Genomic DNA, 24,723 nt, shown 5'->3' with positions numbered 1-24,723 from the left:
TTAGTTTCTGTCATCTTTAGGGGGAAAATAAATGGAAGCGCGAGTTAAGTGGGTTGAAGATTTATCTTTTGTCGGCGAATCTTCATCAGGCCATCAGATTATGATGGATGGGAATTCGGGTGATAAAGCCCCAAGCCCAATGGAAATGGTATTAATTGCTGCGGGTGGATGTAGCGCTATTGATGTCGTAAGCATTTTACGTAAAGGTCGTCACCAAGTGACTGATTGTGAAGTGAAATTAACATCAGAGCGACGCGAAGAAGCCCCTCGTTTATTTACTGATATCAATTTACATTTTATTGTTTCAGGTAAAGAATTAACGGATAAAATCGTAGAACGAGCAGTTCAATTATCCGCAGAAAAATATTGTTCTGTTTCTTTAATGTTAGGAAAAGCAGCCAATATTACGCATTCATTTGAAATAAAAGATGTTGACTAATTTTGATATTTTAAAATAAAGTTTAATTTGAAAAATAATATCCCATTAATTAAGGGATATTATTTTTATAGAGACAAATTTTATTTTGGTTAACTTATCTTTTCGCCATTTAATAATTTTTTGACTAATGGTGCCATAATTAATTCCATCGCTAATCCTAATTTCCCGCCCGGTACAACAATAGTGTTTATTGTTGACATAAACGAGCCATGTAACATCGCAAGTAAATAGGGAAAATCAATATCAGTTAAGCCACGAAAACGAATAACAATAAAACTTTCATCAAGAGTGGGGATTGCTTTGGCAGAAAAAGGGTTTGAAGTATCAACGGTCGGAACGCGTTGGAAGTTAATGTGGGTGCGTGAGAATTGAGGAATAATGTAGCTAATATAATCGTCCATTGAGCGTACAACTGAATCTCTTACCGCTTCTTGTGAGTGTCCCCTTTCTGTCGTGTCTCGGATAAGCTTTTGTATCCACTCTAGGTTGACGATAGGAACAACACCGACCAATAAATCAACATGTTGAGCTACATCATGTTCGTTGGTAACAACGCCACCGTGCAATCCTTCATAAAAGAGAATATCAGTATTACTAGCTAATGGCTCCCAAGGGGTAAATGTTCCCGGTAATTGGTTGTAAGGGGTTGCTTCATCATAAGAGTGTAGATATTTGCGAGATTGCCCTTGTCCTGTATCGCTATATTGACTTAAGGTCTTACTCAGTAAGCTAAAATCATTTGCTTCAGGGCCAAAATAACTGATATGTCTACCTTGTTCTCTGGCTTTTCTTATCGCCATATCCATTTCAGGACGGGTATAGCGATGAAAACTATCTCCATCAATCAATGCAGCATTTGCATTGAACTGTTGGAATATTTTACGAAAAGCTTGGCTTGTTGTGGTGGTTCCTGCACCACTTGAACCAGTTACTGCGATGATAGGATGCTTAATTGACATAGGTTATCCTTTTGCTAAATAAGGTTGGCCCTTATTGATGGCGATACATCGCTAACTTTGAATAACTAATCAGAGCGAAATTGCGATGCAGGCATAATATTGACGCTCTCATGAAGTTCAGACCAAACCAACACGGCCTCACCGGATTTAAGTTGTTTTTTTACGTCGGCGACTTTTTGCTCAAGCGTTTTCTCTTGGATACCATAATCAGTACCTTCTCGTAAAACGAAACTTTCAATGAGATTGTCTAGAGTTTCAGTTGAAAGCTCGCTCCAAGGTATTATCATTTTGCTTTCTCCAAATAGGTAGCCAACCAATCAGGAATACGCCTTTCTAGCCACATCACCGGTTTTGATAGCTTCCCACCAACAAATCCCACATGCCCACCAAACTCTGTAAGTTGGTATTCAATGTTATTGGGTAGCGTTTTGACATCAGGAATAACATCCGCAGACATAAATGGATCGTCTTTAGCATGAATGATAAGTGTCGTTTTCTTTATTTTATTTAATAAAGGCAACGCACTGCATTGGCGATAATAATCTAATGCATCTTTAAATCCGTGAATTTTAGACGTAATAAGATCGTCAAACTGGCGTAGTTTTTTGATGGATTTTATCGTCAATAAGCTAATCGGTAAGGATTCTGGATAGCGAATAAGTTTTCGGGTTGCGTTATTTTTAAGTTCTTTTAACAGATACCATTGGTAAAAACGAGAAAAACCATGTTCAATTTTTGTTGAACATGGTTCAAGCATTAATGGCGCAGAGACAATAACAGCTGCATCTACAACCGCATTTTCACCACTTTCAGCAAGATAATAGGCAAGCATATTTCCACCAAGTGAATAGCCAACGGCGGCTGTTGGTTGTTCGCCAAATTCCTTTTTCAACCAATTTAAGAAGTAGCGAGCATCTTCTGTTTCACCTGAGTGGTAAATGCGATTTTGTCTATTGGGTTCACCACTGCATCCTCTAAAATGCATCACAACGCTTAGCCAGCCTCTCTCTTTTGCGGCGGCTAACATGCCATGAGCATAAGGGCTACTAAACCCACCTTCTAAGCCATGAAAGATGACTAAGCGCGGTTTATCGAGTGCCGTTGCCGGATCTTCACTCCACGCTAAATCGACAAAATCATTGTCTGGAAGATTGAGCCGTTGCCAATGTGGCGTAAGTTGTGGCGTCCTACGTACAATTCTTGGTAAGAGCGTTTGTAAATGTGGATTTTTAGCCCAACGTATTGGATTAAAGTATTGAGACATATTTTCCGTCTATCAAAATGAATTAACACTTGTTTGCTAAATAACATACTGCTATTTTCGGTGAAAATAAAACGTCTGTCACATCTTTGAGCATACTCAATGACAATTAGCCTTGTTTTTTCTTTAACTATTTTCCTGTTTATTGCAGCGATAACACCTGGACCAAACAATTTACTGCTTACTTCATCTGGGGCAAATGTGGGCTTTAAGGGCTCGTTAAAGCTAATGGCCGGCATTATGCTGGGTATGCAATGCGTTTTATTAAGCTCTGCATTTGGTGTTGCCGCATTATTGATAATTTATCCTGCACTGCATATCGGGTTGAAGATAATCGGGAGTGCGTATTTACTTTGGCTTGCTTGGAAAACAGCGACATCATCTTATCAGCGTTTAGATATTCCAGCAAAAACACCACAAGCAGTAAGTTGGTTTCAGGGCGGATTGTTGCAATTTCTAAATCCAAAAGCGTGGATGATGGGATTAGGTGCAGTAGGGAGCTTTAGTCTATCAGGCGATGCTTATTTTAGCTCAGTCATTGCTATTAGCATTGTTATGGTTATTGTTAATTTTGTTGCTGGTATTGTTTGGATATTAGGCGGAACATTAATTAGCCTATTTTTACAAAGCAGACGCTCTTGGTTTGTTTTCAATATTTCAATGGGATTATTAACGGCGCTCTGCGTCCCTTTGATTTGGATAGAGTAATTTCAGAAAATAGTTATAAATCAAGTGGTAATCAAACTTTTTTGATTTAAATGATGTTTTTTAAGATTGGTTGAAATGATCTCTCTTGATGTGTATCAAAAAAAGAGTATTCCTCTATAAAAAGAGAGATCTACGATCGCCCACTGACACAATCATTCATGTTAAAGTACTCTCTTGTATAAAGTGATGACTGATTTTTTAGTCGTTATATAGTTCTCATTATTCAACTATTTGATTTTTTTATTTCTCATTATTTACACCATTAAAATGGAAAATAACTATTTTATATAGGAATTATTTATTCTTTTTACTGTTTCTATTAAAGTGATTTTTATTACGTTTATGTTTTTGAATTGTTATTAAATGAATGGAAGTGTTTGAAAATAACAATTTATTAAGAGTAAATAGATTAAGTTTATATCGTTCTATTGACCTAAAAGAATAAATTATTATTTAAAATAGAGAGGGGAGTAAATTAAGTATTATAAATGTAGGGACTGATGAATATCGTTCTGATTGAAAAGATAATTATAAAACTATTATAAAAACAAGTATTCCAATAATAAGGTGATTTTTTCTATACTTTATTGTTGTTCATTATCTCTTTTTAATTGATTTTATTCTAAAAAATTAATTGTTATAGGTATTAAATACTGTACCAAGAATTACTCCATATATAACTATATAGTACTCGAAGTGGATATTGTCATTATGCCGACATTAACGAAAATTGCCTGGATAAAGCCGGGTATGGCTACGAATCAGCGAAAAATAGCAGACTACATTTTAGATAATCCAGAGAAAACAATCACTTTATCGTCACAGCAACTTGCTGAAACAATGGGTGTGAGTCAATCTGCTATTGTTAAATTTAGTCAAAAAATAGGATTTAAAGGTTTTCCTTCTTTGAAACTCGCCATTAGTGAAGAGCTAGGTCGAAAAAACGCGAATTCAGGGGCAAACCCTAGCCTATTACATAATCAAATAGGCTCGGAAGATAGTTTAGAGGTTATCGCACAAAAACTCGCTCAAGAGAAAAATAATTCAATTTGCGATACAACTCGCCAAATTAATTACCTTCATTTTGAAAAGGTGATCCAACTTATTGATGAAGCTCAGCGAGTTCAGATTATTGGTATTGGTGGCTCAGGATTAGTCGCAAGAGATTTAAGCTATAAATTACAAAAAATAGGAATAACCACGCTGATTGAAACAGATCATCATGTTCAGATATCTGTTGCCCAAATGTTAAGCTCAAAGGATTTACAGATAGTTATTTCTTATAGTGGCAAAAGAAAAGATATGTTAGTCGCAGCCTCTGTAGCTAAAAAACAGGGAGCAAAAATCATTGCCATTACAGGAGAAAAACACTCTCCATTAGGAAGAATTTCTGATTATATATTAGAAACAATTGCGGATGAAGGTGAGTGGCGAAGCGCTTCAATCTCTTCACGCACAGCACAAAACACGATCACTGACCTCATTTTTATGGCGTTATTAAAGAAACGTGATGAGTGTGCCAAGACATTAGTGCTAAGTTCGCAGGCATTAATTAATAGCTTAGATAATTAAAAAATTTGAACTGATTCAAAAAATTAATATTTAAACATAGGTATTTACACTTATTGCTAAAGTTATTCTCCTAACGGCCGAAACGATAGTTATTTAGGCAGTCTTTTTTTGTTGAGATGTTTTAATTTCAATGTCGAGGAGAGTAACTAATGCGTAACAATCAACCGGTGACACAGCGAGAATACCCGGTATCTGAAAACGCAACACTGATGTCGACGACAGATCTTGATGGCAATATTATTTATGCTAACGAGGACTTTGTCGAAGCCAGTGGGTTTTCAGTGGAAGAACTAGTGGGACAACCCCACAATATTGTCCGACATCCAGATATCCCTTCAGCAGTTTTTAAGGATATGTGGAAAACGTTAAAACAAGGAGAGGTTTGGACTGGGATCGTGAAGAATCGGCGTAAAAATGGGGATTACTATTGGGTAAGAGCGAATATCACCCCTATTATACGTCAGGGTAAAATTCAAAGTTTTATGTCGGTAAGGACTTCTGCAAGAAAAGAGGAAATAGCACAAGCCTCAGCGCTTTACGCTGCGTTTAATCAAGGTAAGTATCCTTCACACATGTTTTTAAAAGGCGCTTTTGTGTATAAAGGATGGCAGCGTTGGCGCTCATGGAATCAGACAATTTCATTAAAAAAACGACTCCGTCTTTTTATCCTATTACCTCTACCTTTTATGTTGTTGAGTGCATGGTTTGCTGGTTTATCTGGCTATGCTCTTTTTATGCATATGGCGATTTTGCTGGTATTACTGATGGCAAATGAACGTATTCTCTATTTTCAGATTGTTAAGCCAATTAGACTCCTGAATGAGCAAGCGAATCGAGTTGCAACTGGCGATGAACATAACGTTACATATATAAATCGCATTGATGAAGTGGGTATGACACAGCGTTCAGTTAATCAACTAGGGCGTATGTTCCGTTGGTTAGTCAGTGATGTGAGTCATCAAATACATCAAGTAGACATCTCTTGTGATCAATTAGCTGCAGGTAATCGTGATCTGTATGTAAGAACAGAGCAAACTGCCAGCAATGTTGAAGCAACGGCCTCAACGATGAATGAATTAACGACAGCGGTAAGCAGCAATAGTGAAACGGCAGGGCAAGCAAACAACCTTTCTAATGTCACTTGTGAGGCAGCGATAAAAGGAGGTAATGCAATGGATAATATCGTTAATACAATGAATGATATTGCGAAGAGTTCTGATCGTATTAGTAATATCATTGGTGTTATTGATAGCATTGCCTTTCAAACTAATATCCTTGCACTTAATGCATCCGTAGAAGCGGCCAGAGCAGGCGAACAAGGTCGAGGTTTCTCAGTGGTTGCAACAGAAGTAAGGGAGCTAGCGCAGCGCAGCGCAGAGGCAGCGAAAGAGATCAAAACATTGATCAGTGCTTCAAGTAGCAATATCAAAGTCGGCTCAAAGCAAGTCAATGAAACAGTCGGAACTATGGAAGATATTGTCGTGCATGTTAAAAATGTAACTGATTTAATTGGTGAAATTAGTCTTGCATCATCAGAACAGAGTGCAGGTTTAAAAGAGCTTGGTCGCGCTGTTGAAAAATTGGAATCGATTACGCATGAAAATGCGAATTATGTTTCTAAAGCCTCAATGATTTCAGGTGAAATGAAAGTACAAACTAATTACTTAGTTAGTGCAATCAATGTATTTCATTAATTTGTTATTATTTAAGAAGTAAAAGAAAAAGACACCTACTAAAAATAGGTGTCTTTGTGTTTATCTAAATCACGCTTTTATCATGATCAACTCAATGAGTTAAAAGCTTGTCCAATCATCATCTTCACCGTCATTTACAGTTGCTGTTCCTTTTGCTGATTTTCTCTCTTTCACGTCATCTTTAGCGATATTTTTCATGTTCTCATCTTTTGTATGCTGTGATTTTTCAGATGAGAACTGTTTTTCTATTACTTTATGTTGTGTCTTTTTATTGAACTGTTCACTTTCAGCCGTTTTAAATTGCTCAACAATTTGTTCAAGATTACCTGCTTCTTCGGTCAATAAGCTGGCAACAGCAGAAGATTGTTCAACCATCGTCGCATTTTGCTGTGTTGCTTTATCCATTTCAGTGACTGCAAGAGAAACTTGAGTGATACCTCGAGTTTGTTCTTCTGACGCAGATAAAATTTCTGTCATTGAATCTTCAACATGTTTTACGGATGTGAGTATTTCGCCCATAGAAATGCTAACTTGCTCAACCAGATCATTGCCATGACGAACACGACTAATAGAGGCATCAATTAACTCTTTAATTTCCTTTGCAGCTTCGGCACTGCGTTGTGCTAGCTCCCTTACTTCTGTTGCAACCACTGAGAAACCTCGACCTTGTTCGCCCGCTCTTGCGGCTTCAACCGCAGCATTTAACGAGAGAATATTGGTTTGGAAAGCGATGCTATTGATAACCGCGGTAATTTCACCAATTTTTTGTGAGCTATCGGCAATATCAGTCATCGTTTTCACCATTCTATTGGTGACGTCGCCCCCTTTGCTGGCAATATTGGAGGTCTGACTAATCAGGTGTGAAACTTCACGAGCACTTTCTGTATTATTTCTCACTGTTGCTGTGAGTTGTTCCATACTTGAGGCGGTTTCTTCTAATGCACTCGCTTGCTCTTCGGTACGACAAGAAAGATCGGTATTCCCTGCGGATAACTCTTGGACACCGGTATAAATATGATGGCTTGTCCCTCGGATCGCATTCACAATTAATGACAGTTCAGTACGCATATATTGAATACCTGTAATTAATTGGTCGATTTCATTATTTCCTTTTACTGTAACATCTTTATTTTCTAATAAGTTTCCTTGTGAGATTTTCGACATATAATCGACAATTTGATTGATACGTAAAACAATATTTCGACGTATCCAAAGTACAACAAGAACAGTAAAAAGAATGAAAATAAACATAAAGACAAAAGCTAAAACCAAGGTACGTTCATAATTACCTTGAGCTGCTTTTATTGCATGAGTAACAACGTTATCACTGAGATAATCTGTTGCTTCATAAAGGGATTGAGTAAAGCGGTCATTGGTATTATGTGCATAAAGAGATTGAAAGCCGTAGTAATCACGAATTTCTAAACATGATACAAGTTGGTCAAGATCATAAAGTACACGATTAAAGAGCTTTTTCATGCTCTCTATTTTTTCGGGATCAAAATCTGCTTCTTCGGTAGCAGTGAAATATGCAGTAATAATACGTGTAATTTCTTGTTTTCTTTTGGGATAAGAGGAAATGAAATCAGAAATTTTACTTTCTGCAATATCGGGCGTGAGATGGGCTTCAAACATAACATTTAGCATATCTTCACGTAGTTTATTTAACTCAGCATAACCATAATCCATCGTTTTTATCTGTTCAAAGCCATTCGCTAATTGTGAGATCCGCTTATTTGTTAAACTCGCATCACGGATACTCATTGCACCAGAAAAAAGTTGAATGGCGCAAAACAGTATTAAGATAAACATTAAGCCATTAGATATTTTTATTCGTTTCAGCATAGCCTTACCTATTTAATTGGTTTGTAGGACACACAGCAAGGAGCGATAACTATTTATCAATTAAACTTATTCGGCTCAATATTTAAAAACTTTACCTTTTCTACTCTATTTGATAGTAAAGACGACTTATATTTCTTTTTTTAGCTTTGATTATCAGCTAATGGCTAAAATTTTCTAATGATTAACAGAAAAAACCATAAGTATATTATCTTACTTATTTTTTGTGTTAATTATTAAAATATAAATATTAATAATGATTTTTTGGATATTAAAACAATAATAAGCAGTATTTTATTTTTATTTATCTTTTTATCTTATGATAAGTAAAATAAAATTATCGCTTTCATAAACGCTCTTAATTTTTCTAAAAAAATGCTTTTGTTTCGTATAAAAAACGATCTGTTTTTTTGTGTTTATGTGCGGTGGGCTCAGAAATACTCCCAGAAAAATCACTGGGAGTATGGTAGGTAGAGGTTTTGTTATATGTTCTGGACTATTTTCTACACAACTCTCTCTCACGATATTGTGTGAGAGGTATCATTAAAAGCTTTCCCAATTATCGTCTGTTTCGTGATTATTGGTTTTTATTGTTGGTGTTTTAAGTGTTTCTGTGTCTTGTGATTTAGCTGAGAATGTAGGTAACTTAGTTTTAGTTGGTGCAACTTTTTCGTGCTCAACTTTGAATGTATTCACAATCGTATCCAGCATACCTGCTTGTTCACTTAATGTGGCAGAGGCAGCTGTTGATTGTTCAACCATCGCCGCATTTTGCTGTGTTGCTTTATCCATTTCATTAACAGCAAGGCTGATCTGTGCAATACCGCGGGTTTGTTCTTCTGATGCAGATAAAATTTCTTTCATCGAACCCGAAACATGATTAACAGAGGTGACAATCTCACCCATTGATAAACTCACTTGTTCGACAAGATCATTACCTTGTCTAACACGTAATATTGTCGATTCAATCAGCTCTTTGATCTCTTTCGCCGCTTCCGCACTACGCTGTGCTAAATTGCGAACTTCACTTGCAACCACTGAGAAACCACGGCCTTGCTCACCCGCTCTAGCCGCTTCAACGGCAGCATTAAGGGCTAATATATTGGTTTGGAAAGCAATATCATCAATGACCGCAGTGATTTCACCAATTTTTTGTGAGCGATCGGCAATATCTGTCATTGTCATTACCATCTTATTACTATGCTCACCCCCCTGAACGGCAATATCGGCAGTACTCATAACGAGCTCTGTGACTTCACGAGCGCTTTCTGTGTTATTACGAATAGTTGCGGTCATCTGCTCCATGCTGGATGCTGTTTCTTCTAATGCACTGGCTTGCTCTTCAGTTCTACTCGATAAATCATTATTACCTGCAGCAATCTCTTGTACGCCAGTGTAAATAGTTGCACTAGTATTTCGAATCGAACTTACCATCTCTTTTAATTGAGCTCGCATTTGTTGTAAGCCGAGCATGAGTTGATCGATTTCAGTCTTACCTGAAACATCGCTATCAATACGACTGACTAGATCGCCTTTAGCAATTGCCTCTTGATAGATGATCATTTGGTTAATGCGCACAATGATGTATTTGCGGATCCAAATAAGCACTAAGGTGGTAAAGATGAGGAAGATACCCATAAAGAGCGATGCTATCCACAACATGCTGTGGTAGTTGCCTTCTGCTTCAATCACTGAAGGATTCACAACTTCATCGGTAATAAAGTCGGTGGCTTCATACAATGAATTAGTGAAGTTAGTGTTTGCTGGGCTTTTTAAAATTAAACGAACCGCGTTCGTGTTACGTTCACTTAAATACTGCGCCAGTAAATCAAGATCAGCACGGCTCTTTTGATAAAGCTGTTTGATTTGTGCCATACGTTGCTGATCGAAACCTGTTTGCGCAGATAGCTCAACATACTCATTCATCAATGCGTCAACTTGTGCTTTACGTTCAGGCATGGTTTGCATAAATGCAGTAACATTTGCATCCTCGGTTTGAGGATTTGAAATATAATTAAATGCTTGTGCAATAATATCAGTACGTAATGTATTCAACTCCGCATAAGTATTATCCATGGTGCGTAGTTGATCGAAACTGTATGAAATTCTTTTAAGTGTATTTTGAGTCTGGTAGGCATCGTGAATGCTTTGTACTCCAGAAATGATCTGAATAATACAAAACAGAGTCAGGACACACATTAAACCTTGAGAGATTTTAATTCGTTTTAACATAACTCTACCTATTAGCTTTGCCTTTTCGTTGGTAAGTGGGAGGTCCACTTAGCAGAATGATTAATTCGGCTGGAATGTTAAAAACTTTAGCGTGAAAGAATTTATTTCCCTTACTTAATATAAATAGGTAGAAAATAAACGTTAATTAGTTATTTTTATTGGGTTATTGTTAGATAGAGTGAGATTATATTTTGTGTAAATAGTGCTATTGTAAAATGATATAAATACCGTAAGTGAAATGAATTGTATAAATTTTCAGAATGAATTGAAGAGCAAAAATAAAGGAACTATTTACTTTAAAATAGTTCCTTTTTAAATGGATTGCGTTGTATTACTGGGCTTCAAATGTGTTTGTCATTTCTTCCAGTGTTTCTTGTAACTCCATCCATTCCATTTCCACTTCTTCTAGTGCAGATTTCGCAACACCTTGTCGGTTTAAGCAATCAGAAAGCTCATTTTTACGGCTAGTATCATAAATACCACTATCAGAAAGAGCTGTTTCGATATCACTAAGCTCTTGGCTTAATTTATCCATCTTGCTTTCTAATGTTGTGAGTTTCTTGCGTAGAGGCTGGGTTTGTTGTCTAAACTCCGCTTCTTTACGTTTTTGCTCTTTTTTATCTTGAGCGCTTAAATTGGTGGTTGTCGTGATATTGTCGTTATCTTGTTGGCTCTTATTTGCCTGTGTCTCTTGACGATTTTGATCAACTAACCACTGTTGATAATCATCAAGATCACCATCAAATGGCTCAACCTGACCATCGTGCACCAGGTAGAGATCGTCAGTGGTGGAGCGTAATAAATGCCTATCATGCGATACGACAACAATTGCGCCTTCAAAGCTAATTAAAGCTTGAGTCAGTGCTTGGCGCATATCTAGATCAAGGTGGTTTGTTGGTTCATCCATTAATAGCAAGTTAGGACGTTGCCAAACTAAAAGTGATAAGACCAAACGCGCCTTTTCACCCCCAGAGAATTGACCACAAGCATCTGTGACTTTGTCGCCATGAAAGCCGAAACCACCCAAGTAATCACGTAATTTTTGTTCAGTCTCTTTAGGTGCTAAACGAGTTAAATGTTGTAGTGCCGATTCATCTGAGCGTAAAAACTCTAATTGATGCTGGGCAAAATAACCAAGCTTAATACCTTTAGACAGTGCTAATTTCCCCTGTAACGGTTCAATCTCACCTGCAAGTAATTTAATCAGTGTCGATTTACCTGCACCATTGCGTCCTAATAATCCAATACGTGAGCCAGGAACTAAATTAAGTTTGATATCATTAAGAATAATTTTTTCACCATAACCCGCGCTGACTTTCTCCATTGATAAAAGAGGATTAGGCAAGCTTTCAGGTTGACGGAAACTAAAATGGAATGGGTTATCTGAATGTGCAGGAGCAACCTTTTCCATTCGCTCAAGCATTTTGACACGGCTTTGAGCTTGTTTGGCTTTTGTCGCTTTCGCTTTAAATCTATCTATAAAACTCTGTAAGTGTGCAATTTTGGCTTGTTGATTTTCAAACAAAGCTTGTTGTTGTGCGAGTTTGGTCGCACGTTGCATTTCAAACGAAGAGTAGTTGCCTGAGTATTCAAAGATTTTTTCTTGCTCGATATGCAAGATTTTATCCACGATAGGATCAAGAAAATCGCGGTCATGGGAAATTAAAATAAGCGTGCCTGTGTAGCTCTTTAGCCATTTTTCTAGCCAAATAACGGCATCTAAATCTAAGTGGTTGGTTGGTTCATCAAGTAGCAGTAAATCCGAACGGCAAATCAGCGCTTGCGCTAAGTTTAAACGCATTCTCCAGCCACCTGAAAATGATTTTACAGGTTCATTAAGCTGCTGTTGGCTAAAACCTAAACCATTCAGTAAGGTTGCTGCGCGGGATTGTATTGTCCATGCATTAATTGCATCTAATTGCCCGTGGATCAGTGCGATAGCATGACCATCATTTATTTCGTTCGCTTTTTGTAATCGTTGTTCTAACTGGCGATACTCTCTATCACCATCAATAACATAATCAATAGCAGGTACATCAAGTGCAGGTGTTTCTTGGTTAACCCATGCCATTGACCATGTACTAGGATAGGTGACATTGCCTGCTTCAGATTGAAGTTCACCCTTCAATAAAGAAAGTAATGTGGTTTTGCCACAGCCATTTTTACCGACTAGACCAATCTTTTGCCCTGGATTAATAGTTGCACTGGCATTGTCCAGTAACACTCTGACACCACGGCGAATTTGCAAAGAAGAAAAAACAATCATAAATATCGTCTATTAAGAGTATGTAAATTAATATATAGAGTAAGTTGTTCGTAACAGTTGGTCACAATGCGTGCATGGTAACGGAAAAAACAGTTTCTGACACGTTTTGTAAGGAGGAATGATGTCAAACGCATCAAATGTATTGCTGGTGTATGTTCATCCCGAGCCGCGTCAATCAATCGCCAATAAGGCGTTATTAAAAGCGGTGAGGGATTTAGAAAATATAACTATCCATGATTTATATGCTACTTATCCTGATTTTTTTATTGATATACACCATGAACAATCCTTGCTGTGTAAGCACCAAGTGATCGTTTTTCAATTTCCATTGCAAACATATAGTTGCCCTGCATTATTAAAAGAGTGGCAAGACAGAGTGTTAACTCGTCCATTTGCTAACAAAGCAGGTAGAGCACAATTAAAGGGTAAGTCATTTCGTTGTGTTATTACAACGGGAGAGCCTGAGCAGGCTTATCAACATGATGGGAAGAATCACTACACACTGACAGAGTTATTACGTCCTTTTGAATTAATGGCAGAAATGTGTGGTATGCGCTGGTTATCACCAATGATTGTGTATTCAGCAAGACAACAGTCTAAAACAACACTGACTCATATCGGTGAGGCTTATCGTCATTGGTTAAGTGCGCCACTTGAAGGGGAGCAAGCCTAATGGAAGATAATTGGATGATTAAAGCTGTGCTCTTTTTCTTGTGTGCTGCCGTGATTATGGTGCCGATTGCACAACGCCTTAAAATTGGTGCAGTACTCGGTTATTTGATTGCGGGTATTGCTATTGGTCCTTGGGGATTAGGGCTGTTTAAAGATGTTGATAACATCTTACATTTTGCTGAATTAGGTGTGGTTTTTTTAATGTTCCTTATTGGTTTGGAATTAAATCCAGCCAAGTTATGGGAATTAAGGCGAGCCATTTTTGGTGTTGGTTCAATGCAGGTGGTATTAACTGCATCTATTTTTTCAGGGCTCATTCTCGTTTTTACTTCTTTTTCATGGCAGGCGGCTGTTATTGGAGGCTTAGGTATTGCGATGTCTTCCACGGCAATGGCGTTGCAACTTATGAACGAAAAAGGAATGAACCATAATGAAGGCGGGCAATTAGGTTTTGCTGTTTTACTTTTCCAAGATATGGCCGTTATTCCTATCCTTGCCGTTATTCCTTTGTTGGCTGGAGAAACGGCAAGTAGTGATTGGTATCGCATTGGTGTGAAAGTGGCTGCTTTTGCTGGATTGCTGATTTGTGGTCGTTATTTATTACGTCCACTCTTGCGCTTAGTGGTGAAATCGGGAGTAAGGGAAGTTTTTACTGCCGCTGCGCTGCTTGTTGTATTAGGTGCCGCTATTTTTATGGAAACTCTTGGCTTTTCAATGGCAATGGGAACCTTTATTGCGGGCGTGTTATTGGCAGATTCAGAGTATCGACATGAATTAGAGATCTCCATCGAGCCTTTTAAAGGCTTACTTTTAGGACTCTTTTTTATCTCTGTCGGTATGTCTTTAGATATCGGTATTTTATGGCGTTATCTCCCACAAGTATTATTGGGCGTCTTAGTTCTGGTGATTGTAAAAGCATTGATACTTTATAGTATTGCGTGGTTAGCCAGATTACGTTTTTCCACACGATTACAATTCTCAGCTGTGTTAAGCCAAGGCGGGGAATTTGCGTTTGTTGTTTTCTCGACATCGATGGCAATGGGCGTATTAGATAGTCAGCAAATGGCGTTATTGTTGGTTGTTGTCACGCTTTCTATGATGACAACGCCTCTTGTGATGCAAATGACAGACGCTGTGTTTGCTCGTCGCTATAATGAAGCTAAAACGGACGAACAGCCCTTTGTTGAAAATAACCACCCAGAGGTCATTCTTGTCGGATTTGGCCGAATGGGTCAGGTTGTAGGGCGTTTGTTAATAGCGAATAAGATTAACGTCACGGTATTAGAGCATGATGTTGGAAGCATAAGCACCATGCGTAAATATGGCTATAAAGTGTATTATGGTGATGCCACTGATCTCAATTTATTGCGTGCTGCCGGTGCTGAACATGCTAAAACCATTGTTATCACCTGTAATGAACCTGAAGCTACGATGGAAATTGTTCATCTCTGTCAGCATCATTTCCCTAACTTGCATATTATTGCAAGGGCAAGAGGACGTGTTGAAGCTCATGAATTGCTCAAAGCAGGCGTAACAGATTTTAGTCGTGAAACATTTTCTAGTGCCTTAGAGCTAGGTCGTAAGACGTTAATTGAATTAGGAATGCATCCTCATCAAGCTTATCGGGCACAACAGCATTTTCGTCGTCTGGATATCAACTTATTGAGAAAGCTGGTGGATGAATCACCTGAAGAAGTTTCTAACGTTTCACGAGTAAAAGAAGCGAGACGGGAACTTGAGGAGTTATTTAGTGAAGAAATTCGTCAAGAGCACCATCAGCCTGATATTTGGGATGAATCTTTAACAGAAGATATTCCTCAAATACATAAAGAAAAAAAATCTATTGATAAATAGGAGAACTGACCCCATGTCTGCAACCCGTAAACGCTTTATCGCAGGAGCTGTGTGTCCACACTGTCAAGCTCAAGATACACTCAAAATGTGGCGTGAAGATAAAGTGGATATTGTGGAATGTGCGAAATGTGGCCATCAACAACGGCAAACAGAGGGTGAAGTTAATTCCCTTGTTCGTGAAAATGAGCAGGTCATTGGGATCTTTACACCACAATAATTGTAGGTTTTTTGATATAACCCGATACAGAAGATTTATTTTTCGTTACAATCGGGAAAATTTTGCCCACGGGTATGTAGGAGATGTCATGAAAGTAGCAAACGACTTGGTAGTTAGTCTGGCTTATCAAGTAAGATCAGAAGACGGTGTTTTAGTTGATGAGTCCACGGTGAGCGCACCGTTAGACTATCTGCATGGCCGTGGTTCTTTAATCAGTGGTTTAGAAAATGCGTTAACAGGTCGCGAAGTCGGTGAAAAATTCGACGTAGAAGTGGCTTCTGACGATGCATATGGTCAATACGACGAAAACTTAGTTCAACGTGTACCGAAAGATGTTTTTGTTGGTGTTGATGAGTTAGAAGTTGGTATGCGTTTTCTTGCTGATACCGATCAAGGTCCAGTACCAGTAGAAATTACAGGTATTGAAGGTGACGAAGTTATCGTTGATGGTAACCACATGTTAGCAGGTCAAAACCTGAAGTTTCATGTTGAAATCGTTGCAATTCGTGAAGCGACTGAAGAAGAATTAGCTCACGGTCACGTACACGGTGAAGAAGAAGAGCACGAATGTTGCGGTGGCCACGGTCACGGTGAAGAAGGCGGATGCTGTGGCGGTGGCCACGGTCACGGTCATTCACACGGTGAAGAAGGTGGATGCTGCGGTGGCGGCGGTCATGGCCACGGTGGTCACGGCCACGGTAATGGCGGTTGTGGTTGCCAGCACTAATCTTTCGTTGAAAAGATCAAAAGGAGCGTCTAAACGCTCCTTTTTTGTTTTCGGTTTTGATATCAATAACAAACGAGAACTTAGTAGTGAGGTGGAGGTGTTTCGTCCTCAGGTCTAGCAAGTATTGAAGTTTGAGAGTTTTTTAGGCGCTCTGAAACAATTTTTAAGGCTTCTTTAAAGCGGCTAATTTCGATTTGTTGCTGTGTGACCACCTGATTTAATTCTTCAATAGTCGCATCTTGGAAAGCAACTTTGCTTTCTAATTGAATGAGCAGTCGCTCTACTTCCTTAATATCCATTGTGTTTTTCCTCCTTTAAAATGTCCTATTACGACGAATATGATTAACAAACTCGCGAAATTTAATCTTATTTACTGATATATACACAGGAAGACATAAATCTGGTTTGAGATAAAAGACTATTTTGCTAATGTGATAGCACTCTGTGCTGACAAAAATCCTAACATTAACTGTTAAGAGTGTCGGCAAATTTTTTAAATTCATATAAAATTGCTACCCGCGGATGAGATCTATACCGCAACGACAGCAAGATGTGATGCAAAACGTTTAAGCAAAGATCTATGATGATCGTTTGCAAAACGTAGCGACTCACTAACATATACTGGAGAATGGGATGAAATCTTTATTAAAAACGACGTTGCTGGCAACCAGTTTAGCTTTCGCATTCAGTGCACCTCATGCATTCGCTGAAGAAGCTACAGCTAAAGTGCCAACATTAAATAGCGCATTTAAAACTCAAAATGAGCAAAATGCCTATGCGTTAGGCGCGTCGATGGGTCGCTATATGGAAGCTGCATTACAAGAACAAAAAAATATTGGTATTACTTTAGATTCCAAACAACTGTTAGCAGGCGTTCAGGATGCATTTAATAGTAAATCAAAATTATCAGACGCTGAAATTGAATTAACATTAGCGGCTTTTGAAGACCAAGTCCGTACTGCTGCAACAGCAAAAATGGAAAAAGAAGCGATAGAAAACAAAGCTGCGGGTGATAAATTCCGTACAGAGTTTGCCGCTGAGAAAGGTGTAGTAAAAACTAAATCAGGCTTACTGTATTTAGTTGAAAACCCAGGTAAAGGCAAAACACCAACAGATGCTGATCGTGTTACTGTAAACTACAAAGGCATGCTGATTGATGGTAAACAATTTGATAGCTCTTATGATCGTAACGAACCTCTGACAATCAGCCTGAAAAGCGTTATTCCTGGCTGGACTGAAGGTATGAAGTACATCAAAGAAGGCGGTAAAATCAAGTTAGTTATTCCACCAGAATTAGGCTACGGACAACGTGCAACAAGTGGTATTCCTGCTAACTCAACATTAGTATTTGAAGTTGAATTACTGAGTGTTGAAAGCGATAAGTAATTCACTTATCTCTAAATATCACTAAAAAAATGCTGACATTCATGTCAGCATTTTTATTTCTAATGTATAGCTTATTGTTTGTTTATTAACTCATAGTGTTAGTCTATTGTTTCTTCAATAATAATGGCTTTGGGCTTTTTGAAAACAAACAGCAAGCCTACAATGATTGCTCCCATTCCAGCCAAACTTAGCCAAGACATTTTGTTACCTAAGAAGATGTAATCCATTAATGCTGTTACGCCAGGTACTAAATAAAATAAGCTAGTGACGTTAACTAAATTACCCGCTGTGAGTAAGCGGTATAGTAGCAATTGAGCAACAACAGAAATGATCACAGCAAGCCAAAGTACAGGAATGATAAAGCCAATGTCGAATGAAGCATGAAAAGGCTGGAAGGGTACAAATAATAAACATAACGCAAGGCTAACAACATATTGTAACGGTAAGGCATCCATCGGTGCTAATTGCAGTTTTTTCTGTGAGATTGCACCAAAGCTCATGCAGAGTAGTGCGACTAACGCATAAATCATTCCCGTCAATGAGAGGGCCGTATTAAATAAACTTTGGGCAACGACTAACACTAATCCAGCCAAGGCGATTAAAAGCCCTAATAGTCGTGTCGCTGTAAAATTACGTTCTATTATCCATAATGTAATAATTGGCTGAACGCCCATAATTGTGGCTAACATTCCTGGTGTAATGCTATTAGCAAGCGCTAAAAGATAACAGATAGAATAACCACCAATAATAAGTAAACCGACCCATGCTGTTTTTAAACGACTTCCTTTCGGTGGCAAAAAGCGATGGCGCTGAATACATAAAAAAGAGAGAAACGCTAAAGCGATAATAAAACGCCAAGTTAAAATTGCAAATGAGCTACCATTATCTAATCCCCAACGAGAAAAGATAGCGCCACTACTCCACAATAAAACGAATAACGTTGTTGGGCCGAATTTTGCCCAATATTGACGTAAGTACATGATGATATACCTGTAAAATAAGCAATAAGAGAGCTTGATTATTTTTAATGATTATTAGCTAATTGATAAAATATCAATGAATAAACGTAAGCAACATATCACTATATAAGTGGTGATTAAGTCCGTTCTTAAGCTAAGTAAATAAATCAAGCAACGTGAGTTGCAACAACAACCGTTGTATTGACTACAACCACTTTCACAGGCGGAGGTGGTGAAGAGAGAATCTCAATAGGCATAGAAGCAACAGAAATTGATCCTATTATTGATGAAGTTTGCTGAGATTGGCATATCATCAGTGTATTCATAGGATTAATCACTCGTTAAAATAACAATAATTTGGAATATAGGTAATCTATTCAGTAGTGTCAATCTTTATCCTGCCCACTCTGAAAAAGGAAAATTTTCAAAAATAAAAGGTGGGAATGAGTACAAAAGATAAAGAAAAATGAAAAAAGCTGTGACCTATCACAAAGCTCTTATTCTAAGTTACTTGACGTAGATCTTCTGGCGATCTAACGTCAGAATCGTTCTTAATTCTGTTTTTATATTTAAATTTTTTTAATATTGAATTGATCCGCAATGACGAATCGTTATAAAAAATAGAACCTCAAGTCATTATCATAATTAAAGCCTTTAAGGATTATATAATCAAATGTCTAGCCCGTTATTTAATGGTGACAGCAGCGAGTTTGAAAAACTAGATAGCCGACCTTTTACTCAAACTGATCACGAAATACTAAAGTCCTATGAAGCAGCCGTGGATGGTTTGGCAATGCTCATTGGCAATCATTGCGAAATCGTATTGCACTCTCTGGAAGATTTGAAATGTTCAGCGGTTAAAATCGCGAATGGAGAACATACTGGTCGTAAGATTGGTTCTCCAATTACCGATTTGGCATTACAAATGTTACATGACATCACAGATGAAGATTCAAGTTTTTCAAAGGCTTATTTTACTAGAGCGAAAAGTGGTGCATTGATGAAGTCAATCACGATTGCTATTCGTAACCGTGAACGTCGTGTCATTGGTTTATTGTGTATTAATATGAACCTTGATGTTCCATTCTCTGAAATAATCAAAACCTTTATTCCTGAAGAAACGCATGAAGTTGCATCCGATGTTAACTTTGCTTCATCTGTCGATGATTTAGTGGCTCAAACATTAGAGTTTACGATTGAAGAAGTAAATAATGATCGCGAAGTTGCGAATAATGCTAAGAATAAACAAGTGGTGTTAAGCCTTTATGAGAAAGGTATTTTTGATATTAAAGATGCCATTAATCAGGTTGCAGATCGCTTAAATATCTCAAAACATACTGTGTATCTCTATATTCGCCAGTTTAAAAATGGAGAATAAGGCAACATTATGAGTTCCTTGACATATTGTTTAGTGGTTACAGGACCTCATTACGGAACTGAACAAGCTTCAAGTGCCTATTTATTCGCAAATGCCCTTCTTGAAAAAGGGCATAAGATTTCACAAGTATTCTTCTATCGGGAAGGTGTTGTGAATGCTAATAAATTGGTATCGCCTGCAAATGATGAATTTGATCTCCCTAAAGCGTGGGTTACATTGGCTAAAAAACATCAAATTCCCTTGAATGTTTGTGTTGCTGCCGCATTGCGTAGAGGAATTATCGATGAGCAGCAGGCAAAAGAGCAGGAAAGGGATTGCCATAATATGGCAACTGAATTTGAGTTAAGCGGATTAGGTTCACTGGCTCAAGCGATGTTAACCTGTTCCCGTGTGGTGCAATTTTAATGAAGAAAATGAATTCAATCGCATTCCTTTTTACTCAAGCACCTCATGGTAATAGTGCAGGGCGAGAAGGTTTAGATGCTTTACTCGCAACCTCTGCATTAACAGAAGATATTGGTGTTTTTTTTATCTCTGATGGTGTGTTTCAACTTGTTGAAAATCAACAGCCTGAAGGAGTGCTATCACGTCATCATGCGGCAACATTTAAAGTGCTACCCTTGTATGATGTGACAAACGTCTATATATCACAGAAAGACATGGCTCATCGTGGATTATCCTCTCAAACTTCTTTTGTGTTGGATGCACAGGTGATATCCCAAGAAGATATTGCTCAAAAATTGAGTGAATATGATGTGGTATTGCGCTTTTAATACAGAAGTTAGTCAGGAAGGTTGAACGGTTATGTTGTATACTTATTCTGTCTCTATTTATCAAAGTGATTTAGAGGCTTTTTTATCTTTATTGGCAAAAGAAGATGATGTTTTGTTAATACAAGATGGTGTACTGGCAGTTCTTGAAGACAATCCCTTATTAAAATATTGTCTCCAACAGCAAATTTCAGTTTACGCATTAATTGATGATGTTTTGGCAAGAGGCTTAAAAGATCAAGTATCTCATCACATTAAACTTATCAATTATGGTGATTTTGTCGATTTAACGGTAAAACACCCCCAACAAATTCATTGGGGAGCGTAGAATTGCTGTATAATTCTTGACACATGAGCCCGTCAGCAATAAAATTCTGCGTCCTCATGTTTTGTCTTGTTGACAAGACAGAGTTCAAATCCGTGTTTACGAAGCAAAAACCAGGAGCTTTTTTTAAATGGCAACTATTAACCAGCTGGTGCGCAAATCTCGTAGCTCGAAAGTTGTTAAAAGCAACGTTCCAGCTCTGGAAGCTTGCCCGCAAAAACGTGGCGTATGTACTCGTGTATATACTACCACTCCAAAAAAACCAAACTCAGCACTGCGTAAAGTATGCCGTGTGCGTTTGACTAACGGTTTCGAAGTTTCTTCCTACATCGGTGGTGAAGGCCACAACTTGCAGGAACACTCCGTAATCTTAATCCGTGGTGGTCGTGTTAAAGACTTACCAGGTGTGCGTTACCACACTGTTCGCGGCGCGCTGGACTGTTCCGGTGTTAAAGACCGTAAACAAGCTCGTTCTAAGTACGGTGTGAAGAAGCCAAAGGCTTAATGGTTCTCCGTTAAGTAAGGCCAAACATTTTTTCACCATTAATGTCAAAATAAACTCATTGAGTTTTGGACAACCCTGAATTTAAACGGAGTATTTCCATGCCACGTCGTCGTGTAATTGGTCAACGTAAAATTCTGCCAGATCCTAAGTTCGGATCAGAACTGCTGGCCAAATTTGTAAACATTCTGATGGTAGACGGTAAAAAATCTACTGCAGAATCTATCGTATATAATGCGCTTGAGACCCTGGCTCAGCGTTCAGGCAAAACTGAACTGGAAGCGTTCGAAATCGCATTAGATAACGTACGTCCTACTGTGGAAGTTAAATCCCGCCGTGTTGGTGGTTCAACTTACCAAGTTCCAGTTGAAGTACGCCCAGTTCGTCGTAATGCATTAGCAATGCGTTGGATTGTTGAAGCTGCTCGTAAACGCGGTGATAAATCCATGGCTCTTCGCCTGGCAAATGAATTATCTGATGCGGCTGAAAACAAAGGCGCTGCTGTTAAGAAACGTGAAGACGTTCACCGTATGGCAGATGCAAACAAGGCGTTCGCACACTACCGTTGGTAATCCACGGAGTATTGCAACTCTTTTCAGGACAGCTTTGCTGTCCTTTACCTGAATTGAACGCCCACGAGAGAGGAAAAAATGGCTCGTCAAACCCCCATAGCACGCTACCGTAATATCGGTATTAGTGCGCACATCGATGCCGGTAAAACCACTACAAGTGAACGTATTCTGTTTTATACCGGTGTAAACCATAAAATTGGTGAAACTCACGAAGGTTCAGCAACAATGGACTGGATGGAGCAGGAGCAGGAACGTGGTATTACTATCACATCCGCAGCAACTACTGCATTCTGGTCTGGTATGGCTAAACAGTTTGAGCCTCACCGTGTAAACATCATCGACACCCCAGGACACGTTGACTTCACAATCGAAGTAGAACGTTCTATGCGTGTTCTTGATGGCGCGGTTATGGTTTACTGTGCAGTTGGTGGTGTTCAGCCTCAGTCAGAAACAGTATGGCGCCAGGCTAACAAATATCATGTACCACGTATCGCGTTCGTTAACAAAATGGACCGTATGGGTGCAAACTTCCTGCGTGTTGTTGAACAAATCAAAACACGTCTGGCAGCAAACCCAGTTCCACTGCAAATCCCAGTAGGCGCTGAAGAAAATTTCACCGGTGTTGTTGATTTAATTAAAATGAAATCAATCCGTTGGAATGAAGAAGACCAAGGTGTTACCTTCGAATACGAAGACATTCCTGCAAATCTGCAAGATTTAGCTGAAGAATGGCACAACAACCTGGTTGAATCTGCTGCTGAAGCATCAGAAGACCTGATGGACAAATATCTGGGCGGTGAAGAACTGACAGAAGCAGAAATCAAAGCTGCTCTGCGTAAACGCGTTCTAGATAACGAAATTATCCTGGTTACCTGTGGTTCTGCATTTAAGAACAAAGGTGTTCAGGCAATGCTGGATGCGGTAATTGAATACCTGCCAGCACCAACAGATGTTCCTGCAATCAAAGGTATGTTACCAGACGGTAAAGATACTCCAGCAGAACGTCATTCAAGCGACGACGAGCCATTCTCATCTCTGGCATTCAAAATCGCTACTGACCCATTTGTTGGTAACTTAACATTCTTCCGTGTGTACTCTGGTGTTGTAAACTCAGGTGACACAGTTCTGAACCCGGTTAAAGACAAAAAAGAACGTTTTGGCCGTATTGTTCAGATGCATGCTAACAAGCGTGAAGAAATTAAAGAAGTTCGTGCGGGCGACATCGCTGCTGCTATCGGTCTGAAAGACGTAACTACAGGTGATACTTTATGTGCAATTGATGCACCAATCATCTTAGAACGTATGGAATTCCCAGAGCCAGTAATCTCTGTTGCTATCGAACCTAAGACTAAAGCTGACCAAGAAAAAATGGGTATCGCTCTGAACCGTCTGGCTCAAGAAGATCCATCTTTCCGCGTATCAAGCGACGAAGAAACTGGTCAGACTATCATTGCTGGTATGGGTGAGCTGCACTTAGACGTGTTAGTTGACCGTATGCGTCGTGAATTTAAAGTTGAAGCGAACGTAGGTAAACCACAGGTTGCTTACCGTGAAACTATTCGTGATACAGTAACTGATATCGAAGGTAAGCACGCGAAACAATCTGGTGGTCGTGGTCAGTACGGTCATGTTGTTATGGACCTGTCTCCATTACCAGCAGGTGGTGAAGAGAACTACGTATTTATCAATGATATCGTTGGTGGTGTAATTCCTAAAGAATTCATCCCAGCTGTTGATAAAGGTATTCAAGAACAGCTGAAATCTGGTCCATTAGCAGGTTACCCTGTTGTGGATATTCAGGCTCGTTTACATTACGGTTCTTACCATGATGTTGACTCCTCAGAAATCGCGTTTAAAATTGCCGCATCAATGGCATTTAAAGACGGCTTCATGAAAGCTAAGCCAATTCTGCTTGAGCCAGTCATGAAAGTTGAGATTGAAACGCCAGAAGATTACATGGGCGACGTTATCGGTGACTTAAACCGTCGTCGTGGTATGGTTGAAGGTATGGACGATCTGCCTACCGGTAAGATCATCCGTGCTCAAGTACCACTGGCTGAAATGTTCGGTTATGCAACTGACCTGCGTTCACAAACTCAGGGTCGTGCTTCTTACTCTATGGAGTTCTTGAAGTACAACGAAGCGCCTAGCAACGTCGCTCAGGCTATTATCGAAGCTCGTAAAGCGAAATAAGATCCTTTCGAGTTCAATTTAGTTTACGCTCCCTCTATTTGAGGGAGCGATATTAAGGAATATAGTCGTGTCTAAAGAAAAATTTGAACGTTCAAAACCGCACGTTAACGTTGGTACTATCGGCCACGTTGACCACGGTAAAACAACTCTGACTGCTGCAATCACTACAGTTTTAGCTAAAACTTACGGTGGTGC

The 24,723-nt window shown here is 38.8% G+C and carries 26 protein-coding genes; 17 read left to right on the top strand and 9 right to left on the bottom strand.

Translation table 11 applies throughout. The annotated features are described in order from the left end of the window. The first annotated feature begins 31 nt into the window (after window positions 1-31). Window positions 32-439 carry an OsmC family protein gene (locus NBG71_RS14875; protein WP_075673325.1) on the top strand — a complete coding sequence of 136 codons (408 nt, stop codon included), beginning with the start codon at window positions 32-34 and terminating at the stop codon, window positions 437-439. 89 nt (window positions 440-528) lie between these two features. On the opposite strand, the gene NBG71_RS14870 is transcribed toward NBG71_RS14875, so the two are convergent. The 3 genes from NBG71_RS14870 to NBG71_RS14860 all read right to left on the bottom strand — a co-directional run bounded on the left by NBG71_RS14870 (window position 529) and on the right by NBG71_RS14860 (window position 2,662). Then, window positions 529-1,398 carry a phosphoribulokinase gene (locus NBG71_RS14870; RefSeq protein WP_075673324.1) on the bottom strand — a complete coding sequence of 290 codons (870 nt, stop codon included), beginning with the start codon at window positions 1,396-1,398 and terminating at the stop codon, window positions 529-531. Window positions 1,399-1,463: 65 nt separating this feature from the next. Further along, complete coding sequence (locus tag NBG71_RS14865) at window positions 1,464-1,685, bottom strand: YheU family protein (protein WP_075673323.1); 222 nt, start codon at window positions 1,683-1,685, stop codon at window positions 1,464-1,466. Continuing rightward, the gene (locus tag NBG71_RS14860; RefSeq protein WP_075673322.1) at window positions 1,682-2,662 is read right to left on the bottom strand and encodes a hydrolase; all 981 of its coding nucleotides are present in this window, start codon (window positions 2,660-2,662) and stop codon (window positions 1,682-1,684) included. The genes NBG71_RS14865 and NBG71_RS14860 overlap by 4 nt, the downstream gene beginning before the upstream one ends. A gap of 99 nt (window positions 2,663-2,761) precedes the next feature. On the opposite strand from NBG71_RS14860, the gene NBG71_RS14855 reads away from it, so the two are divergent. From NBG71_RS14855 to NBG71_RS14845, 3 genes are all read left to right on the top strand, one after another. Beyond that, a complete protein-coding gene (locus NBG71_RS14855) occupies window positions 2,762-3,367 on the top strand; it encodes a LysE family translocator (RefSeq protein WP_099659191.1) in 606 nt (201 codons plus the stop codon). A gap of 711 nt (window positions 3,368-4,078) precedes the next feature. Continuing rightward, the gene (locus tag NBG71_RS14850) at window positions 4,079-4,939 is read left to right on the top strand and encodes an SIS domain-containing protein (protein ID WP_075673320.1); all 861 of its coding nucleotides are present in this window, start codon (window positions 4,079-4,081) and stop codon (window positions 4,937-4,939) included. A 149-nt stretch (window positions 4,940-5,088) separates the two neighbouring features. Next, window positions 5,089-6,633 carry a methyl-accepting chemotaxis protein gene (locus tag NBG71_RS14845; RefSeq protein ID WP_075673319.1) on the top strand — a complete coding sequence of 515 codons (1,545 nt, stop codon included), beginning with the start codon at window positions 5,089-5,091 and terminating at the stop codon, window positions 6,631-6,633. 99 nt (window positions 6,634-6,732) lie between these two features. On the opposite strand, the gene NBG71_RS14840 is transcribed toward NBG71_RS14845, so the two are convergent. The 3 genes from NBG71_RS14840 to NBG71_RS14830 form a co-directional block, all read right to left on the bottom strand. Further along, the gene (locus tag NBG71_RS14840) at window positions 6,733-8,478 is read right to left on the bottom strand and encodes a methyl-accepting chemotaxis protein (RefSeq protein WP_075673318.1); all 1,746 of its coding nucleotides are present in this window, start codon (window positions 8,476-8,478) and stop codon (window positions 6,733-6,735) included. Between the two features lie 540 nt (window positions 8,479-9,018). Continuing rightward, complete coding sequence (locus NBG71_RS14835) at window positions 9,019-10,707, bottom strand: methyl-accepting chemotaxis protein (protein WP_075674191.1); 1,689 nt, start codon at window positions 10,705-10,707, stop codon at window positions 9,019-9,021. A gap of 331 nt (window positions 10,708-11,038) precedes the next feature. Then, window positions 11,039-12,973 carry an ABC transporter ATP-binding protein gene (locus NBG71_RS14830; protein ID WP_099659190.1) on the bottom strand — a complete coding sequence of 645 codons (1,935 nt, stop codon included), beginning with the start codon at window positions 12,971-12,973 and terminating at the stop codon, window positions 11,039-11,041. A 121-nt stretch (window positions 12,974-13,094) separates the two neighbouring features. Between NBG71_RS14830 and kefG the strand changes: the two genes are divergently transcribed. From kefG to slyD, 4 genes are all read left to right on the top strand, one after another. After that, entirely contained in the window at window positions 13,095-13,646 is a 552-nt protein-coding gene (gene kefG, locus NBG71_RS14825; protein WP_098941719.1) for a glutathione-regulated potassium-efflux system ancillary protein KefG, read from the top strand. Further along, a complete protein-coding gene (kefB, locus tag NBG71_RS14820; RefSeq protein ID WP_250916975.1) occupies window positions 13,646-15,499 on the top strand; it encodes a glutathione-regulated potassium-efflux system protein KefB in 1,854 nt (617 codons plus the stop codon). The genes kefG and kefB overlap by 1 nt, the downstream gene beginning before the upstream one ends. A 13-nt stretch (window positions 15,500-15,512) precedes the next feature. Then, a complete protein-coding gene (locus tag NBG71_RS14815; RefSeq protein ID WP_036914399.1) occupies window positions 15,513-15,716 on the top strand; it encodes a YheV family putative zinc ribbon protein in 204 nt (67 codons plus the stop codon). A gap of 88 nt (window positions 15,717-15,804) precedes the next feature. Then, on the top strand, window positions 15,805-16,443 hold the full coding sequence (gene slyD, locus NBG71_RS14810) for a peptidylprolyl isomerase (protein WP_069369613.1): 639 nt from the start codon (window positions 15,805-15,807) through the stop codon (window positions 16,441-16,443). An 80-nt stretch (window positions 16,444-16,523) separates the two neighbouring features. Here slyD and NBG71_RS14805 read toward each other — a convergent pair whose 3' ends face one another. Beyond that, the gene (locus NBG71_RS14805) at window positions 16,524-16,742 is read right to left on the bottom strand and encodes a SlyX family protein (protein WP_023583298.1); all 219 of its coding nucleotides are present in this window, start codon (window positions 16,740-16,742) and stop codon (window positions 16,524-16,526) included. Window positions 16,743-17,076: 334 nt separating this feature from the next. Here NBG71_RS14805 and fkpA point away from each other — a divergent pair, with 334 nt between their 5' ends. Then, the gene (gene fkpA / locus NBG71_RS14800) at window positions 17,077-17,829 is read left to right on the top strand and encodes an FKBP-type peptidyl-prolyl cis-trans isomerase (RefSeq protein ID WP_250916974.1); all 753 of its coding nucleotides are present in this window, start codon (window positions 17,077-17,079) and stop codon (window positions 17,827-17,829) included. Between the two features lie 98 nt (window positions 17,830-17,927). On the opposite strand, the gene NBG71_RS14795 is transcribed toward fkpA, so the two are convergent. Next, on the bottom strand, window positions 17,928-18,809 hold the full coding sequence (locus NBG71_RS14795; protein ID WP_075674196.1) for a DMT family transporter: 882 nt from the start codon (window positions 18,807-18,809) through the stop codon (window positions 17,928-17,930). Between the two features lie 146 nt (window positions 18,810-18,955). Continuing rightward, window positions 18,956-19,114: a hypothetical protein gene (locus NBG71_RS14790; protein ID WP_156734278.1), complete on the bottom strand. Its 159-nt coding sequence runs from the start codon at window positions 19,112-19,114 to the stop codon at window positions 18,956-18,958. 347 nt (window positions 19,115-19,461) lie between these two features. Here NBG71_RS14790 and NBG71_RS14785 point away from each other — a divergent pair, with 347 nt between their 5' ends. The 8 genes from NBG71_RS14785 to NBG71_RS14750 form a co-directional block, all read left to right on the top strand. Further along, a complete protein-coding gene (locus NBG71_RS14785; protein ID WP_023583301.1) occupies window positions 19,462-20,166 on the top strand; it encodes a helix-turn-helix transcriptional regulator in 705 nt (234 codons plus the stop codon). Between the two features lie 9 nt (window positions 20,167-20,175). Continuing rightward, window positions 20,176-20,571, top strand: a complete 396-nt coding sequence (tusD, locus tag NBG71_RS14780) for a sulfurtransferase complex subunit TusD (protein WP_075674197.1) — start codon at window positions 20,176-20,178, stop codon at window positions 20,569-20,571. Further along, entirely contained in the window at window positions 20,571-20,939 is a 369-nt protein-coding gene (tusC, locus tag NBG71_RS14775; protein ID WP_083629137.1) for a sulfurtransferase complex subunit TusC, read from the top strand. Before tusD ends, tusC begins: the two co-directional genes overlap by 1 nt. A gap of 31 nt (window positions 20,940-20,970) precedes the next feature. Continuing rightward, complete coding sequence (gene tusB / locus NBG71_RS14770) at window positions 20,971-21,264, top strand: sulfurtransferase complex subunit TusB (protein WP_075674198.1); 294 nt, start codon at window positions 20,971-20,973, stop codon at window positions 21,262-21,264. 127 nt (window positions 21,265-21,391) lie between these two features. Beyond that, complete coding sequence (gene rpsL / locus NBG71_RS14765; RefSeq protein ID WP_004236497.1) at window positions 21,392-21,766, top strand: 30S ribosomal protein S12; 375 nt, start codon at window positions 21,392-21,394, stop codon at window positions 21,764-21,766. 98 nt (window positions 21,767-21,864) lie between these two features. Then, window positions 21,865-22,335 (top strand): 30S ribosomal protein S7, encoded by a 471-nt coding sequence (gene rpsG / locus NBG71_RS14760; protein WP_004246897.1) that lies wholly within the window; start codon window positions 21,865-21,867, stop codon window positions 22,333-22,335. A 78-nt stretch (window positions 22,336-22,413) separates the two neighbouring features. Then, window positions 22,414-24,528 carry an elongation factor G gene (fusA, locus tag NBG71_RS14755; protein ID WP_075674199.1) on the top strand — a complete coding sequence of 705 codons (2,115 nt, stop codon included), beginning with the start codon at window positions 22,414-22,416 and terminating at the stop codon, window positions 24,526-24,528. A gap of 67 nt (window positions 24,529-24,595) precedes the next feature. After that, a partial coding sequence (locus NBG71_RS14750) for a GTP-binding protein (RefSeq protein ID WP_228407520.1) occupies window positions 24,596-24,723 on the top strand: 128 nt, incomplete at its 3' end.

The organism is Proteus sp. FZP2095 (assembly GCF_023701425.1).
Taxonomy (GTDB): domain Bacteria; phylum Pseudomonadota; class Gammaproteobacteria; order Enterobacterales; family Enterobacteriaceae; genus Proteus; species Proteus cibarius.
The sequence above is the reverse complement of the archived record's forward strand: the minus strand, read 5'-3'. Positions and strand labels throughout refer to the sequence as shown.

Coding starts and splice junctions, on each gene's coding strand:
- NBG71_RS14840 (WP_075673318.1), bottom strand. CDS start 8,478: ATGCTGAAACGAATAAAAATATCTAATGGCTTAATGTTTATCTTAATA.
- NBG71_RS14855 (WP_099659191.1), top strand. CDS start 2,762: ATGACAATTAGCCTTGTTTTTTCTTTAACTATTTTCCTGTTTATTGCA.
- tusC (WP_083629137.1), top strand. CDS start 20,571: ATGAAGAAAATGAATTCAATCGCATTCCTTTTTACTCAAGCACCTCAT.
- NBG71_RS14835 (WP_075674191.1), bottom strand. CDS start 10,707: ATGTTAAAACGAATTAAAATCTCTCAAGGTTTAATGTGTGTCCTGACT.
- NBG71_RS14845 (WP_075673319.1), top strand. CDS start 5,089: ATGCGTAACAATCAACCGGTGACACAGCGAGAATACCCGGTATCTGAA.
- NBG71_RS14795 (WP_075674196.1), bottom strand. CDS start 18,809: ATGTACTTACGTCAATATTGGGCAAAATTCGGCCCAACAACGTTATTC.
- NBG71_RS14815 (WP_036914399.1), top strand. CDS start 15,513: ATGTCTGCAACCCGTAAACGCTTTATCGCAGGAGCTGTGTGTCCACAC.
- slyD (WP_069369613.1), top strand. CDS start 15,805: ATGAAAGTAGCAAACGACTTGGTAGTTAGTCTGGCTTATCAAGTAAGA.
- rpsL (WP_004236497.1), top strand. CDS start 21,392: ATGGCAACTATTAACCAGCTGGTGCGCAAATCTCGTAGCTCGAAAGTT.
- NBG71_RS14830 (WP_099659190.1), bottom strand. CDS start 12,973: ATGATTGTTTTTTCTTCTTTGCAAATTCGCCGTGGTGTCAGAGTGTTA.
- NBG71_RS14865 (WP_075673323.1), bottom strand. CDS start 1,685: ATGATAATACCTTGGAGCGAGCTTTCAACTGAAACTCTAGACAATCTC.
- fusA (WP_075674199.1), top strand. CDS start 22,414: ATGGCTCGTCAAACCCCCATAGCACGCTACCGTAATATCGGTATTAGT.
- NBG71_RS14875 (WP_075673325.1), top strand. CDS start 32: ATGGAAGCGCGAGTTAAGTGGGTTGAAGATTTATCTTTTGTCGGCGAA.
- NBG71_RS14790 (WP_156734278.1), bottom strand. CDS start 19,114: ATGAATACACTGATGATATGCCAATCTCAGCAAACTTCATCAATAATA.
- NBG71_RS14860 (WP_075673322.1), bottom strand. CDS start 2,662: ATGTCTCAATACTTTAATCCAATACGTTGGGCTAAAAATCCACATTTA.
- tusB (WP_075674198.1), top strand. CDS start 20,971: ATGTTGTATACTTATTCTGTCTCTATTTATCAAAGTGATTTAGAGGCT.
- NBG71_RS14805 (WP_023583298.1), bottom strand. CDS start 16,742: ATGGATATTAAGGAAGTAGAGCGACTGCTCATTCAATTAGAAAGCAAA.
- rpsG (WP_004246897.1), top strand. CDS start 21,865: ATGCCACGTCGTCGTGTAATTGGTCAACGTAAAATTCTGCCAGATCCT.
- NBG71_RS14785 (WP_023583301.1), top strand. CDS start 19,462: ATGTCTAGCCCGTTATTTAATGGTGACAGCAGCGAGTTTGAAAAACTA.
- NBG71_RS14850 (WP_075673320.1), top strand. CDS start 4,079: ATGCCGACATTAACGAAAATTGCCTGGATAAAGCCGGGTATGGCTACG.
- fkpA (WP_250916974.1), top strand. CDS start 17,077: ATGAAATCTTTATTAAAAACGACGTTGCTGGCAACCAGTTTAGCTTTC.
- tusD (WP_075674197.1), top strand. CDS start 20,176: ATGAGTTCCTTGACATATTGTTTAGTGGTTACAGGACCTCATTACGGA.
- NBG71_RS14870 (WP_075673324.1), bottom strand. CDS start 1,398: ATGTCAATTAAGCATCCTATCATCGCAGTAACTGGTTCAAGTGGTGCA.
- kefB (WP_250916975.1), top strand. CDS start 13,646: ATGGAAGATAATTGGATGATTAAAGCTGTGCTCTTTTTCTTGTGTGCT.
- kefG (WP_098941719.1), top strand. CDS start 13,095: ATGTCAAACGCATCAAATGTATTGCTGGTGTATGTTCATCCCGAGCCG.